Origin of the sequence: Bradyrhizobium sp. 2TAF36 (assembly GCF_052114925.1) — a bacterium.
Classification (GTDB): domain Bacteria; phylum Pseudomonadota; class Alphaproteobacteria; order Rhizobiales; family Xanthobacteraceae; genus Bradyrhizobium; species Bradyrhizobium barranii.
Window position 1 is genome coordinate 90,067 of sequence record NZ_JBFRFR010000032.1, and the last position, 12,740, is coordinate 102,806.

Sequence of the window (12,740 nt, forward strand, 5' to 3'; positions counted from 1 at the left end):
CTAAAACGGCATATGAGACCAGGGAGACAAGGCCCATGCTGAATACCGCGACCAAGTCCGAAGCACCGGGCACCGAGCAGGAATTGACGGATGGCTTTCATCTCGTCATCGACGCGCTCAAGCTGAACGGCATCAACACCATCTATAATGTGCCGGGCATCCCGATCACGGATTTGGGCCGCATGGCGCAGGCCGAAGGCATTCGTATGATCTCCTTCCGCCACGAGCAGAACGCCGGTTACGCCGCAGGCATCGCCGGTTACCTCACCAAGAAGCCGGGCATCTGCCTCACGGTGTCGGCGCCCGGCTTCCTCAACGGTCTCACCGCGCTCGCGCACGCCACCACCAACTGCTACCCGATGATCCTGATCTCGGGCTCCTCCGAGCGCGAGATCGTCGACCTCCAGCAGGGCGACTACGAAGAGATGGACCAGCTCGCGATCGCCAAGCCGCTGTGCAAGGCGGCCTATCGCGTGCTGCACGCCCAGGACATCGGCATCGGTCTCGCCCGCGCCATCCGCGCCGCGGTCTCGGGCCGTCCGGGCGGCGTCTATCTCGACCTGCCGGCAAAACTGTTCGGCCAGGTGATGAACGCCGATGCCGGCCAGAAGTCGCTGGTCAAGGTGATCGACGCCGCGCCCGCACAGATCCCCTCGCCCGCTTCGATCAAGCGCGCGCTCGACGTGCTCAAGGCGGCGAAGCGTCCGCTCATCATCCTCGGCAAGGGCGCGGCCTACGCGCAGGCCGATGAAGAGATCAAGTCGTTCGTCGAGAAGAGCGGCGTGCCGTTCCTGCCGATGAGCATGGCCAAGGGCCTCCTCCCCGACACGCATCCGCAATGCGCTGGCGCCGCGCGCTCCACGGTGCTGAAAGAATCCGACGTCGTGCTGCTGATCGGCGCCCGGCTGAACTGGCTGCTCTCGCACGGCAAGGGCAAGAGCTGGGGCGAGACCCCGAAGAAGTTCATCCAGGTCGACATCGAGCCGCGCGAGATGGACTCCAACGTCGAGATCGTCGCGCCCGTGGTCGGCGACATCGGCTCGGTCGTCTCCGCCTTCAATCAGGCGATCAGCACGGGTTGGACCGCGCCGCCGGCCGAATGGACCAAGGCCATCGTGTCCAAGCGTGACGAGAACGTCGCCAAGATGGCGCCGAAGCTCATGAACAACAAGTCGCCGATGGACTATCACGGTGCGCTCGGCGTGCTGAAGAACGTGATCAAGGACCATCCCGAGGCGATCCTCGTCAACGAGGGTGCCAACACGCTCGACCTCGCCCGCGGCGTCATCGACATGTACAGGCCGCGCAAGCGCCTCGACGTCGGCACCTGGGGCGTGATGGGCATCGGCATGGGCCAGGCGATCGCGGCTGCGCTCGAGACCGGCCATCCCGTGCTCGCGGTGGAAGGCGACTCGGCCTTCGGCTTCTCCGGCATGGAGGTCGAGACCATCTGCCGCTACAACCTGCCGATCTGCGTCGTCATCTTCAACAATGACGGCATCTATCGCGGCACCGACATCAACAGCGTCAATGCCGATCCGGCGACGACCGTGTTCGTCAAGGGCGCGCGCTACGACAAGATGATGGAAGCCTTCGGCGGCGTCGGCGTGAATGCCACCTCGCCCGACGAGCTCAAGCGCRCCGTCAACGAGGCGATGGCCTCGGGCAAGCCGACGCTCATCAACGCGGTGATCGATCCGGCCGCGGGCTCGGAGAGCGGCCGCATCGGCAACCTCAATCCGCAGAGCGTTCTGCAGAAGAAAAAGTAAGTCCTCCCCTTCAACCCTTAATTCCCTGCGGTTTGCGGGGGCAGACAGAGTATACGGAGCAACACGATGACCAAAGCGCTCAAGGGCGTTCGCATTCTCGACTTCACCCACGTCCAGTCCGGACCGACCTGCACGCAGCTGCTGGCATGGTTCGGCGCCGACGTGATCAAGGTGGAACGTCCGGGCGTGGGCGACATCACCCGCGGCCAGCTGCAGGACATCCCGAACGTGGACAGCCTGTATTTCACCATGCTCAACCACAACAAGCGCTCGATCACGCTCGACACCAAGAACCCCAAGGGCAAGGAAGTCCTCACCGAGCTGATCAAGAAGTGCGACGTGCTGGTCGAAAACTTCGGCCCCGGCGTGCTCGACCGCATGGGCTTCCCCTGGGAGAAGATCCAGGCGATCAACCCGAAGATGATCGTCGCCTCGATCAAGGGCTTTGGCCCTGGCCCCTACGAAGACTGCAAGGTCTATGAGAACGTCGCGCAGTGCACCGGCGGCGCCGCCTCGACCACCGGCTTCCGCGACGGCCTGCCGCTCGTCACCGGCGCGCAGATCGGCGACAGCGGCACCGGCCTGCACCTGGCGCTCGGCATCGTCACCGCGCTCTATCAGCGCACGCATTCGGGCAAGGGCCAGAAGGTCACCGCCGCGATGCAGGACGGCGTGCTCAACCTCGCCCGCGTCAAGCTGCGCGACCAGCAGCGCCTCGCGCATGGTCCGCTCAAGGAATACAGCCAGTTCGGCGAAGGCATTCCGTTCGGCGACGCCGTGCCGCGCGCCGGCAACGATTCCGGCGGTGGCCAGCCCGGCCGCATCCTGAAGTGCAAGGGCTGGGAGACCGATCCTAACGCCTACATCTACTTCATCACCCAGGCCCCGGTCTGGGAGAAGATCTGCGACGTGATCGGCGAGCCCACCTGGAAGACCGATCCGAACTACTCCAAGCCGGCCGTCCGCCTGCCGCGCCTCAACGAGATCTTCGCCCGCATCGAACAGTGGACGATGACCAAGACCAAGTTCGAGGCGATGGAAATCCTCAACAAGGACGACATCCCCTGCGGCCCGATCCTGTCGATGAAGGAGATCGCCGAGGACCAGTCGCTGCGCGCCACCGGCACCGTGGTCGAGGTCGATCACCCGACCCGCGGCAAGTACATCTCGGTCGGCAATCCGATCAAGCTGTCGGATAGCCCGAGCGAGGTGGAGCGCTCCCCGCTGCTCGGCGAGCACACCGACGAGATCCTGCGCAGCGTGCTCGGCTTCAGCGATCACCAGGTCGCCGACATTCACAAGTCCGGCGCGCTCGAGCCGCCGCAGAAGCAGGCCGCTGAGTAAGCCGCACCACGTTGAACGAGACGAAAGGGCCGCCCGAAGGGGCGGCCCTTTTTGCTTCAGAAGACCGTGCGGTCGCGGCTGTGACTAAAAAATGGAAAAACAACCCCATGCACAGTAGCTAACCTGTTGGCTTTAAACGATTTCGTATTTCACGAAACCTCTTTTGACACGTCGGGCAAAACAGGGGTATTATGCCATCATCCGAAAAGTGAATGTTTTGCGCGGCGACGAGCACTTCGCAGCACGATCGAGGTGATTATCTCGAGACAAAAGGCCGCCGGTTTCGTCGGCGAGCTCCGGCATAGCCTTCGGCTTTTTCAGAAAATTCATTTCATCGAAGGGATTTGGCCATGCTTGCTGAATTCATCGCACGGCATGCGGCAGCGCGAAACATCCATTACGGCTGGGTGATGGCTGCACTGGGATTTCTCTATTCGCTATTTGCAAGCTCGGCGCTCGGCGTGCCCAGCGTCCTGATGCGGGAGATCGCTTCTGACATCGGCGTCAGCATGAGCGAGTTGTCTGCATCGCAAGGACTTCGCTTCGCGCTGTTCGGACTGGCGGCGCCGTTCGCCGGCGGCTTGATGCTCCGCTACGGTCCGCGGATGATGCTGTCGATCGCCGGAACGCTGGCGCTGGCCGGACCGCTGCTGACGATCGTCATGACGAACCGGTTCGAAATGTGGCTCGGCCTCGGGCTTATTCTCGGCATCGCGCCGGGGCTCACGGCCCTGCAACTTGCCGCGGTCATCTCGGTACGCTGGTTCACGACCCATCGGGGATTGGTGGTCGGCCTCCCGAACGGATCAATCGCAACCGGCACTTTGATCTTCATGCCGCTGGGCGCGTGGATCGCCGAGAATTGGGGCTGGCGCGTCGCGCTTGTTCCGTCCGGATTCGGTCTTCTCGTCTCGCTCGTCCTCTTTCTGCTGCTCGGGAAGGACCGCCCCCAGGAATTGGGGCTGGCGCCACTCGGAGAGACGGCGATGCCGCCGGTGCCCGCAATTCCCGCGCAGAACTTTGCGGCAATCAGTTTCCGGGGCCTGCGCCTGGCATCAACCCGTCTGGTGTTCTGGGTGCTGGCGCTGACGTTCCTCATCTGCGGTGTATCCAGCTACGGGCTGACATCGACACACTTCGTGCCATTCTGCGGCGATCTCGGCTTGCCGGTCGTGACATCAGCAGGTTTGCTCGCCATGATCGGGGTGTTCGATCTGATCGGTACGATCGGATCGGGATTGCTGTCCGACCGCTACGACAACCGATGGCTGCTGGCGATCTATTACGGCTTTCGCGGACTTGCGTTGATCTGGCTCGTGGAGTCCAACGCAACGTTGGGAGCGATGAGCGCGTTCGCGATACTCTACGGCCTGGATTTCATCGCGACTGTTCCGCCTACGGTGAAGTTGACGGTCGGTACGTTTGGGCGGGAGATGGGGCCGGTGGTCTTCGGCTGGATTTTTGCCGCCCACCAGCTCGGCGTTGGCCTGATGGCATTTGCCGCGGGCGTCAGCAGAGATACGCTAGGGACTTATGTGCCGGCGTTTCTTCTCGCCGGGCTCCTCTGCCTTTTGGCCGCTGCAGCCTTTGCGCTGGTGAAGGATCCGGCGGTTCCGGCTCCCGCATAACGGACCTCTCTCGCCCCGCCGCAGAAGCAGGCTGCTGAGTAAGCGGGACCATCAGAGAAGACGAAGGGCCGCCGATTTCGGCGGCCTTTCTTTGTCTGGCGTTGGCTAGAGTCTTTCCCGTTCCGATGGAATCGGAACGGGGCTCTAGATTCTTGTTTTGATGCGTTTTCTTGACGCGAACCGGCATCCACTTCGCTCGAAAACGCTCTAATCCGGAAAGCGCACAGTGGCTTTCCAGAGGGATCACGCTTCAGAGCGCCTCCAGTCCGAGCCGGCGGAACAACTTTCGATCGGCTTCGTCCTGCGGATTGCCCGCCGTCAGCAGCGTGTCGCCGACAAAGATCGAGTTTGCGCCGGCAAAGAAGCACAGCGCCTGCATCTCGTCGGTCATCGCCGACCGCCCCGCCGAGAGTCGCACGAATGAGGCCGGCATCATGATACGCGCCAGCGCGACAATGCGCACGAACTCGATCGGACCTATCGGCGTCGCCTTCGCCATCGGCGTTCCCGGAATCGGGATCAGCATGTTGATCGGCACGCTCTCCGGCGCTTCCGGGAGGTTGGCGAGCGTGACCAGCATGTCGACGCGGTCCTGTTCGCTCTCACCCATGCCGAGAATTCCGCCGCAGCACACTTTCATGCCGGCCTCGCGGACATGCTCCAGCGTATCGAGACGATCGGCGAACGTGCGGGTGGAGGTAACGCTCGGATAGAAGCGCTCCGAGGTATCGATATTGTGATTGTAGTAATCAAGCCCGGCAGCACTCAGCCGGTCGGCCTGATCCCGGTCGAGCATGCCGAGCGTCATACAGGTCTCGAGCCCGAGCTCCTTCACGGCTCCGACGACCTCGACAATGGCATCCATGTCGCGCGGCTTCGGATTGCGCCAGGCCGCGCCCATGCAATAACGCGTCGCGCCGCTGTCTTTTGCCTTGCGTGCCTCGGCAACGATCTTCCCGACCTCCATCAACTTGGAGGCTGCAAGAGCGGTCGCATGATGCGACGACTGGCTGCAGTAGCCGCAGTCTTCCGGACAACCACCTGTCTTGATGTTCAGCAGCCGGCTCAACTGCACGCGATTTGGGTCAAAATGCTCCCGATGTACGGATTGTGAACGGAAGAGCAGATCGTTGAAGGGAAGCTGGTAAGCCGCCCATGCATCTTCACCGGTCCATCTTTGAGACCTTTGCGGCCTTTCCTTCGCGGGGATTGTCTCCCCGTCGTTCACACCGAGCATTACACATCTCCTGACATTGYGGCGGGACAATCGCACTATCGCAAACCTGGCGCCAGTCCGCAGGGTCCTTGGAACAAAAGCGGCGGCGTGCCATTGTTGTCTAAGCCGGCGTGCTATCCCGACGTACGAGCAACGCAGCCGCCAAGGCGAGTGACTGAAACACATCGCAAAAGCATCTGCGCAACGCTGCAGAATTGGCCTTCTTCTCGCCCCGAAAGGTAGCAAGCCTACGCACAGCGTTTGCGGTGGGAGGCGTCGGCCAGCACCTGTCCTGTCACAGCTTGTTGATCAAAACGAGGTCGAAATGTTGAGAGATCAATCCTCGGATCGGGCCAAGCGTGAAGCCAACAAGGCGTTCAAGCCTGTCAAAACGCAGAAGCCGATCAATGACTATGCGAAGGACCAGCACTCCTTCAACGAGAATCGCGAGCGGCTGAAAGCGGAGCGACTGGCCCGCGAGGCCGAGCCGAAGGACCGCTCTGAATAGGACGCGTTCCCTGCCGGGTCACGATGTTGCATCCGCGCGATGAAGGCTGGCGCTGAGCGCGTCGCGTCGAAATCGACGCCTGACCGAAAGCGCGATGAGATCGGAATGAATCGTCAACGCGCTTTAGGTTATTGTTTGAGCATGATCTTTTCGGAAAACCGCTTCGCACTTTGCGCTAACGCGGCCCTTCGGGTCCGGGTCATGCTTTAGAGCATCGAAAGCACGACGATCCCGTCTTCGAGCTCCCCGGAGGCCAATCGGCTCCGCGCGATGCGCTCGAATTCCGTCCGGTATTTCTGAAGATAGCTGAAGGCCTGCTTCTGCGTCTGGAACGTGGTCGCAAGGCGGCACATCTGCCGGCCTGCGCCAAGCGCGAGAAAGAAGGTGATTGTGCCGCCGCTGTCCGACTTGATCCTAGGCACGATCCGCACTCTTTGGCATGTGACCGGCCCTCTCCAGATTTTCGTCGACGCAGTTGAATTCGACTATCGCGTCAGCTTTCTCTTGCGCTTCGTCAGGGTTGGTGCCGGCAGCGATGCTTGAAGAGTTGCGTCGGCCGCTTCCTTGGCTTCGCGCAGTTCGCGAAGCCGCGCCATGTTCTTGCGAACATCGACGGCCTGTCTCTCGACGTCCGCCATTGCCCGCGTTCCCTCCTCGGCAGCCAAACGCTGACGGTTGGTACGCGCAATGCTTTGGGGTGACGGTTCAGCCGACTTCTTGCCGCTCATGCTTCACCCACTCCCGCAACGGACAAAACCCGCTCAATCCCTGGGATCGAGCGGGCAGCGTGGCCGTTTCAGTACATCCGTGAAACGGCGCAGGATCTTAGGCCAGCGATAGATTCTCTGCGCTGACCTTGCCTCGCATCTTGTCGGTCTTGGCCTCGAAGTTTACCTTCTGGCCCTCGGCGAGACCTGAGAGACCAGCCCGCTCGACTGCGCTGATGTGAACGAACACATCGTTGCCGCCGTCGTCGGGCTGAATGAATCCAAAGCCCTTTTGGCCGTTGAACCACTTCACGGTACCTGTCGTCATTATTCTTCTCCAAAGCGCATACGCGCACATTCCGCGTGACACTCACGCAGAACCAGATTCAATTCGTCGATGTCTCTGGAAAAGGAGCCCGCGGGCGCATTCAACAAGGCACAGCGGCTGAACGAACAGCACCAACGTATACCTCATCGGCGCCAGTTGCAAGGCTTGGCGGGATTTAATGCCTCATGGGCTTCGGCGGAACAATTCGGACTTTGCGAATTCAGGCCCGAAAGGCGCCTGAGGCAAGGTGAGTTGCGCGTTCGCAGCCGCGATTTAGTGTCGGCTAACTGTGCTGGCCCGAGAGCGTCGATGCGATGCCGCGCTATCGAGCGCACACCGTACGCCGCCGGCAAGTTGCTCGCGGAAGACCCGCACCACTCTCCCTCCAGCCAATCGACTGTGTGCACCGAAAGACTGCCAAGCTCCACACGTGCCGGCTCCGCCCCGAAGGGATAGCAGATCACACCTGACAGTACGGGGTCGGATTGGAAGCGTGAACGACTTGCTTCCTCCGTTGGCGTCAAGGCAAAGTGCTGGAAAACAGGGAGGTCAGCATGTCACTGCTTGGCAAGGCCGCCGTCGCGATGTGGTGGAGCGTCCGCCCCGAGCAGCGCGCGGAGTTCGGCGACTGGCATTCCCACGAACATTTTCCCGAGCGGATGAGCATTCCCGGCTTCCGGCGCGGATCGCGCTGGACCAGCACGACGGACACTGACGGCTTCTTCGTGCTGTACGAGCTGGAGCGGTACGAGGTGCTCACGTCGAAGGGATATCTCGACCGGCTCAACGCGCCGACGCCGTGGTCGACCAAGATGATGCCGCACCATCTCGGCATGGTGCGCAGCCAGTGCCGCGTCGCCGCCAGCTTTGGCGGTGGCGTCGCGACCTCGCTCGCCACCGTCCGGCTTTCGCCGGAGGCCGGGCGCGAGGTGGAGTTGCAGACACATCTCTCGGAGACGCTCGGCACATTGGCGCAGATGCGGGGACTGACGGGCGCGCACCTCCTCCTGACCGACACGCCCCGGACCAGCTCGCCCACCACCGAGCAGCAGATCCGCGGCAAGGACGGCGCCGCCGACTGGATCATGCTGCTGTCGGGTTACGATGCCGACGCGATCGAGCAGGTGACCGCCGACCGACTTTCGCCGGCGGCGCTTGGCGCTCTGGGCGCGCAGGACAATCCGACGATCGGCCGCTACCGGCTCGCCTTCACGATGACGCCGCAGGATGTGGCAACGATCTGACGGATCGGTCGTCCGGCCGGCCGCGAGGTAGATCTCGCACCAGGCGAGCTCGATTCAATTGAGCGCGCAAACGGCCAACCGTTGCACATGGGGGATGTGTTTCAGGTTCTCGCGTGCAGCACGAAGGCGGACAAGGCTCGCCAGGTGTGAGCCTAGCTCCCCTCGCCTGCATCCTCATCGCTGCCCTCCTCGCCTGCGACATATTCGAGGATGTCTCCGGGCTGACAATCGAGCTCGCGGCAGATCGCGGCCAGGGTCGAGAAGCGCATCGCCCTCGCCTTGCCCGTTTTCAGGACCGACAGGTTCTGGATGGAAATGCCGATTGCGTCGGCGAGGTCCCCGAGGCGGCGCTTCCGCTTCGCAAGCATGACATCGAGGTTCACGACGATCGGCACAAGCATTCACCTCAGATCGTCAGCTCGTTTTCGGACTGCAGCAGGATGGCGTGCTCGATGACGAATTTCAGCGCCATCAGGAACATCCCGCCCGCGATCGTGCCGATGTCGACGTTGTAGGACGGCAGGAAGAACTTGACGTCGCCGATCTCGTGCAAGGCATAAGCCACCGCGTTGCTGGTGATCAGGTCGATGAACGGCCAGATCACCAGAATGATCCCCATCCACCACACGCCCTGAAGCGTCTCGGACGCGAAGATCCGGCCGCGTGCGAATCGGTGCACCATACGGTGCAGGATGCCGATCAACACGGCGAAGAACGAGAGCTGAAGCGCAAATAGCGTCCAGAACAACAGCTGTCCCGGGCGCGACATCTCGAGTGGATTGGCGACAAGGCCTGCGCATTTCACCTGGTCGGGCCCAAGGCTCGCCGCGATCGAGGCGGAGGCGGTCGTGCTCCGGAGATAGGCGAGCCACACCACCACCGGCAGTGCCGCCCAGATCGCCCAGAACGCAAGATCGAGACGCCGGAACCAGCTCTGCCGGGCCTCACGTACCGATATCTCCACCACACCCATCTACAAGCACTCCGCAATTTCCAGGCAACCACCCACCCCCAATATGCATGTTCCGCGCGATTGACTCAACCTTAAGCGCGATATATTGATCGTTTATCATGAAATATTTCATGACAATTGATCCAATATGGAGCCCCCATGCGTTCCACCCTCGTCCGGCACCTGCTCGCAGCGCTGTTGTCCATCTCCCCGCTTGGAAACGCCGAAGCCGCAACGGCCAGCGGTCCCGCCGGCGTCTGGCTGACACAGTCGGGCGACGCGAGGATCAAGGTGAGCCGTTGCGGCAATGCGCTATGCGGCCGGGTCGTCTGGCTGAAGGAGCCGATCGATAAGAAGACGGGCAAGGCGCAGCTCGACGACCATAACGCCGATCCTGCATTGCGCGCCCGGAAGATCGTCGGCATCTCCCTGTTCATCGACATGCAGGCGGCCGGCGCCAATCAATGGTCGGGCAGGATCTACAATGCCGACGACGGAAAGACCTATGCGAGCACCGTCACCTTGCTGCCATCCGGCAGTCTCAACGTCCGGGGCTGCATGGGAACGTTGTGCGCGGGTGAAGACTGGACGCGGTGAGCGGCAAACCGATCCAAAACAACGTCCAAGATAAGTTCCAAGACGACAACAAAAACAGCATCAAGGGCCGCCGGTTTCGGCGGCCCCCGTTTATCTGCAACGCCATGTCGGATCGGCGGCATCCCGGTCGTCCTTGAGACATGAATGGGCCGTAGACGCCAAGGTCGGACCCATCGATGCAAGAGGATGAAGGAACATGCCCAGCACTGTACGTCTGCACCGCGTTCTCTCGACCAGTCCGGAGAAAGTCTATCGCGCCTTCCTCGAGGCGGATGCGCTGGCGAAATGGCTTCCGCCGAACGGCTTTACCTGCACCGTCCATCACCTCGAGCCCAAGGTCGGGGGCACGTTCAAGATGTCGTTCCGGAATTTCACGACGGGCAACAGCCACGCCTTCGGCGGCGAATATCTCGAGCTCGTCCCCGGCGAACGTCTCCGCTACACCGACAAGTTCGACGACCCAAATCTACCCGGCGAAATCCAGGTGACCGTGATGCTGAAGAAGGTCTCGGTCGGCACCGAGGTCGACATCACCCAGGCCGGCATCCCTGACGTCATCCCGCCCGAGGCCTGCTATCTCGGCTGGCAGGAATCGCTGCGAAGCCTCGCAAGGCTCGTGGAGCCGGAGATCAATCAGTAGCGGCGAAATCAGTATCGTAGGGTGGGCAAAGCGCAGCGTGCCCACCGATGCTCTCTCAACCTCGGAAAGATGGTGGGCACGGCGCTCCGCGCCATTGCCCACCCTACGGCACTGATGACAGCTCTCCGTCGTCATTGCGAGCAGCCAAGCAATGGCGGCTGTTGCTGGGCTACGCGCCCGCCTTCGGCGTAATCCCACCGCTTGCGGTCCATCGATCGGGGTCGGGGCTGTGTCCGATCAGCGCAAGGCCGTAGGCGATCGACTCGAACTGGTCGCCCGACATCAGCCGTTCGTTACCGAACCGCTCGGCAAACAGCTTTCTGACGGCCGGAACGAAGGAAGTCCCGCCGGTCAAGAACACCTTCTCCACCTCGCGCGCGGTGATGCCCGCTTCGCTTAGCACCTTGTCGACGGTGGCACCCAGCCGGGCGATGTCGTCGGCAATCCAGGATTCAAAATTCTTCCGTGTGATGGTCGCACCGATGTCGACGCCGCCCCCCTTGAAGCGGAAGTCCACCTCGTCCCGCGCCGACAGCGCGACCTTGGCGTCGGATACCGCGCGGTAGAGCGAAAAGCCGAGGTCGAGATCGACGATGGTGATGAAATCTTCAAGGAGCTTCGGCTTCAGCGCGCTGCGCGCAAGCTCCCGAAGCTCGCGCAGATCGCCATTGCTCTTCATCATCGCGAGCTGATGCCAGCGCGCGAGGTTGGTGTAGTGGCCGGTGGGGACCGGCAGCACCTTGTCGAACGAGCGGAAGCTGGAGCCTTTTCCCAGCCGCGGCGAGACGACGTGGTCGACGATGCGGTAATCGAAGGTGTCGCCGGCAATGCCGATGCCGGCGTGTCCAAGCGGCTCGGCGCGCAAGGCTCCTCCCGCGCGCGAAAAGCGCATCACCGAGAAATCGCTGGTGCCGCCGCCGAAATCCGCAACCAGCAGGGTGGCATCACGCTCCAGCCGTCGGGCGAAGGAGAACGCCGCGCCCACGGGCTCGTAGACATAGCGCGCGTGGCCGGCGCCGAGGCGTTCGAACGCGGCCCGATAGCGCTGCATCGCCAGCGCTTCGTCGGGATTGCCGCCGGCGAACCGCACCGGGCGGCCGACTGTGATGTTGGACGTCTCGAAGCCGAACTTTTCGCCGCCATGGCGCGCCAGCGTGCGCAGGAACGCCGCCAGAATGTCCTCGAACTTGAAGCGCTGCCGAAACACTTGCGTGGTGTTGAAGCTGGAGCTCGCCGCAAACGTCTTGAACGACTGCAGGAAGCGGTAGACGTGGCGGCCTTCGAGGAACGTCTCGATGGCCCATGGACCGCCTTCGGCCTGGGCGCCGGCGCCCGGCCGATCCTCCCAGAAGCACAGCGCCGAGACGTAGACGCTGTGGCGCTGGCCGCCGTGATCGAAGCGGATGGCCTCGACCCGGCGATCGTCCGCCGCGATCGCGACGACCGTGTTGCTGGTCCCAAAATCGATGCCGATCGAGACGGCGGGCGAGGCGCTCGACATGAACCACTCTGACAGTTGATTGGAAAAGGGGGCAGACCACTAACGGCTTTGGCTGGGCCTGCCAAGACCTTGAATGTTGCGGTGCGGTTGGATTTGGAACCCGCGCGCCGCTCTGTCCGCGCTCTTTTGCCTCCGTAATGGGGGCCTTTTGGGGCCGATCTCGCAATTCCAGCAGCCCGGCTGGCAATTTTGAGCTCGGTTCGGTCCCTTTAACGGATCACTATGCTGCAATGCGGGAGCATGCATGCTGCCATGCAATGGCATGCATGGACACTGGCATCTGGTATACGTAGATTGCCCTTCGAA

Annotated in this window: 14 protein-coding genes; 7 read left to right on the plus strand and 7 right to left on the minus strand. The window is 62.3% G+C overall.

Going from position 1 to position 12,740, the window contains the following annotated elements; genetic code table 11:
• The first annotated feature begins 35 nt into the window (after positions 1-35).
• From oxc to AB4Z51_RS19840, 3 genes are all read left to right on the plus strand, one after another.
• On the plus strand, positions 36-1,769 hold the full coding sequence (gene oxc, locus AB4Z51_RS19830; protein ID WP_441497805.1) for an oxalyl-CoA decarboxylase: 1,734 nt from the start codon (positions 36-38) through the stop codon (positions 1,767-1,769).
• Positions 1,770-1,835: 66 nt separating this feature from the next.
• A complete protein-coding gene (frc, locus tag AB4Z51_RS19835) occupies positions 1,836-3,113 on the plus strand; it encodes a formyl-CoA transferase (protein ID WP_085400627.1) in 1,278 nt (425 codons plus the stop codon).
• Positions 3,114-3,463: 350 nt separating this feature from the next.
• Positions 3,464-4,741, plus strand: a complete 1,278-nt coding sequence (locus tag AB4Z51_RS19840; RefSeq protein ID WP_201266164.1) for an MFS transporter — start codon at positions 3,464-3,466, stop codon at positions 4,739-4,741.
• Positions 4,742-4,991: 250 nt separating this feature from the next.
• On the opposite strand, the gene bioB is transcribed toward AB4Z51_RS19840, so the two are convergent.
• Complete coding sequence (gene bioB / locus AB4Z51_RS19845) at positions 4,992-5,978, minus strand: biotin synthase BioB (RefSeq protein WP_085400626.1); 987 nt, start codon at positions 5,976-5,978, stop codon at positions 4,992-4,994.
• Between the two features lie 304 nt (positions 5,979-6,282).
• Between bioB and AB4Z51_RS19850 the strand changes: the two genes are divergently transcribed.
• The gene (locus AB4Z51_RS19850; protein ID WP_063984522.1) at positions 6,283-6,465 is read left to right on the plus strand and encodes a hypothetical protein; all 183 of its coding nucleotides are present in this window, start codon (positions 6,283-6,285) and stop codon (positions 6,463-6,465) included.
• Between the two features lie 206 nt (positions 6,466-6,671).
• Here the strand turns inward: AB4Z51_RS19850 and AB4Z51_RS19855 are convergent, their stop codons facing one another.
• The 3 genes from AB4Z51_RS19855 to AB4Z51_RS19865 form a co-directional block, all read right to left on the minus strand.
• The gene (locus tag AB4Z51_RS19855; protein ID WP_028151477.1) at positions 6,672-6,896 is read right to left on the minus strand and encodes a hypothetical protein; all 225 of its coding nucleotides are present in this window, start codon (positions 6,894-6,896) and stop codon (positions 6,672-6,674) included.
• A gap of 54 nt (positions 6,897-6,950) precedes the next feature.
• Positions 6,951-7,193 carry a hypothetical protein gene (locus tag AB4Z51_RS19860; protein ID WP_063984523.1) on the minus strand — a complete coding sequence of 81 codons (243 nt, stop codon included), beginning with the start codon at positions 7,191-7,193 and terminating at the stop codon, positions 6,951-6,953.
• Positions 7,194-7,290: 97 nt separating this feature from the next.
• A complete protein-coding gene (locus AB4Z51_RS19865; protein WP_028151479.1) occupies positions 7,291-7,500 on the minus strand; it encodes a cold-shock protein in 210 nt (69 codons plus the stop codon).
• Positions 7,501-8,054: 554 nt separating this feature from the next.
• Here AB4Z51_RS19865 and AB4Z51_RS19870 point away from each other — a divergent pair.
• Positions 8,055-8,744 (plus strand): hypothetical protein, encoded by a 690-nt coding sequence (locus AB4Z51_RS19870; protein WP_085400676.1) that lies wholly within the window; start codon positions 8,055-8,057, stop codon positions 8,742-8,744.
• Positions 8,745-8,896: 152 nt separating this feature from the next.
• Here the strand turns inward: AB4Z51_RS19870 and AB4Z51_RS19875 are convergent, their stop codons facing one another.
• Together AB4Z51_RS19875 and AB4Z51_RS19880 are read right to left on the minus strand one after the other, a co-directional pair.
• Positions 8,897-9,139 (minus strand): helix-turn-helix domain-containing protein, encoded by a 243-nt coding sequence (locus tag AB4Z51_RS19875; RefSeq protein ID WP_071917595.1) that lies wholly within the window; start codon positions 9,137-9,139, stop codon positions 8,897-8,899.
• An 11-nt stretch (positions 9,140-9,150) separates the two neighbouring features.
• The gene (locus AB4Z51_RS19880; protein WP_063984524.1) at positions 9,151-9,717 is read right to left on the minus strand and encodes a DUF2975 domain-containing protein; all 567 of its coding nucleotides are present in this window, start codon (positions 9,715-9,717) and stop codon (positions 9,151-9,153) included.
• Positions 9,718-9,855: 138 nt separating this feature from the next.
• Here AB4Z51_RS19880 and AB4Z51_RS19885 point away from each other — a divergent pair, with 138 nt between their 5' ends.
• Positions 9,856-10,293, plus strand: coding sequence for a DUF2147 domain-containing protein (locus AB4Z51_RS19885; protein WP_071915551.1), 438 nt, complete (start codon positions 9,856-9,858; stop codon positions 10,291-10,293).
• 196 nt (positions 10,294-10,489) lie between these two features.
• Positions 10,490-10,933, plus strand: coding sequence for an SRPBCC family protein (locus tag AB4Z51_RS19890; RefSeq protein WP_085400624.1), 444 nt, complete (start codon positions 10,490-10,492; stop codon positions 10,931-10,933).
• Between the two features lie 169 nt (positions 10,934-11,102).
• Here AB4Z51_RS19890 and AB4Z51_RS19895 read toward each other — a convergent pair whose 3' ends face one another.
• Positions 11,103-12,434: an Hsp70 family protein gene (locus AB4Z51_RS19895; RefSeq protein WP_135215005.1), complete on the minus strand. Its 1,332-nt coding sequence runs from the start codon at positions 12,432-12,434 to the stop codon at positions 11,103-11,105.
• Positions 12,435-12,740 lie beyond the last annotated feature (306 nt).

Bases quoted from the DNA above. Each gene is read 5' to 3' on its own strand.
- frc (WP_085400627.1), top strand. From the start codon at position 1,836: ATGACCAAAGCGCTCAAGGGCGTTCGCATTCTCGACTTCACCCACGTC.
- AB4Z51_RS19840 (WP_201266164.1), top strand. From the start codon at position 3,464: ATGCTTGCTGAATTCATCGCACGGCATGCGGCAGCGCGAAACATCCAT.
- bioB (WP_085400626.1), bottom strand. From the start codon at position 5,978: ATGCTCGGTGTGAACGACGGGGAGACAATCCCCGCGAAGGAAAGGCCG.
- AB4Z51_RS19850 (WP_063984522.1), top strand. From the start codon at position 6,283: ATGTTGAGAGATCAATCCTCGGATCGGGCCAAGCGTGAAGCCAACAAG.
- AB4Z51_RS19860 (WP_063984523.1), bottom strand. From the start codon at position 7,193: ATGAGCGGCAAGAAGTCGGCTGAACCGTCACCCCAAAGCATTGCGCGT.
- AB4Z51_RS19865 (WP_028151479.1), bottom strand. From the start codon at position 7,500: ATGACGACAGGTACCGTGAAGTGGTTCAACGGCCAAAAGGGCTTTGGA.
- AB4Z51_RS19870 (WP_085400676.1), top strand. From the start codon at position 8,055: ATGTCACTGCTTGGCAAGGCCGCCGTCGCGATGTGGTGGAGCGTCCGC.
- AB4Z51_RS19880 (WP_063984524.1), bottom strand. From the start codon at position 9,717: ATGGGTGTGGTGGAGATATCGGTACGTGAGGCCCGGCAGAGCTGGTTC.
- AB4Z51_RS19885 (WP_071915551.1), top strand. From the start codon at position 9,856: ATGCGTTCCACCCTCGTCCGGCACCTGCTCGCAGCGCTGTTGTCCATC.
- AB4Z51_RS19890 (WP_085400624.1), top strand. From the start codon at position 10,490: ATGCCCAGCACTGTACGTCTGCACCGCGTTCTCTCGACCAGTCCGGAG.
- AB4Z51_RS19895 (WP_135215005.1), bottom strand. From the start codon at position 12,434: ATGTCGAGCGCCTCGCCCGCCGTCTCGATCGGCATCGATTTTGGGACC.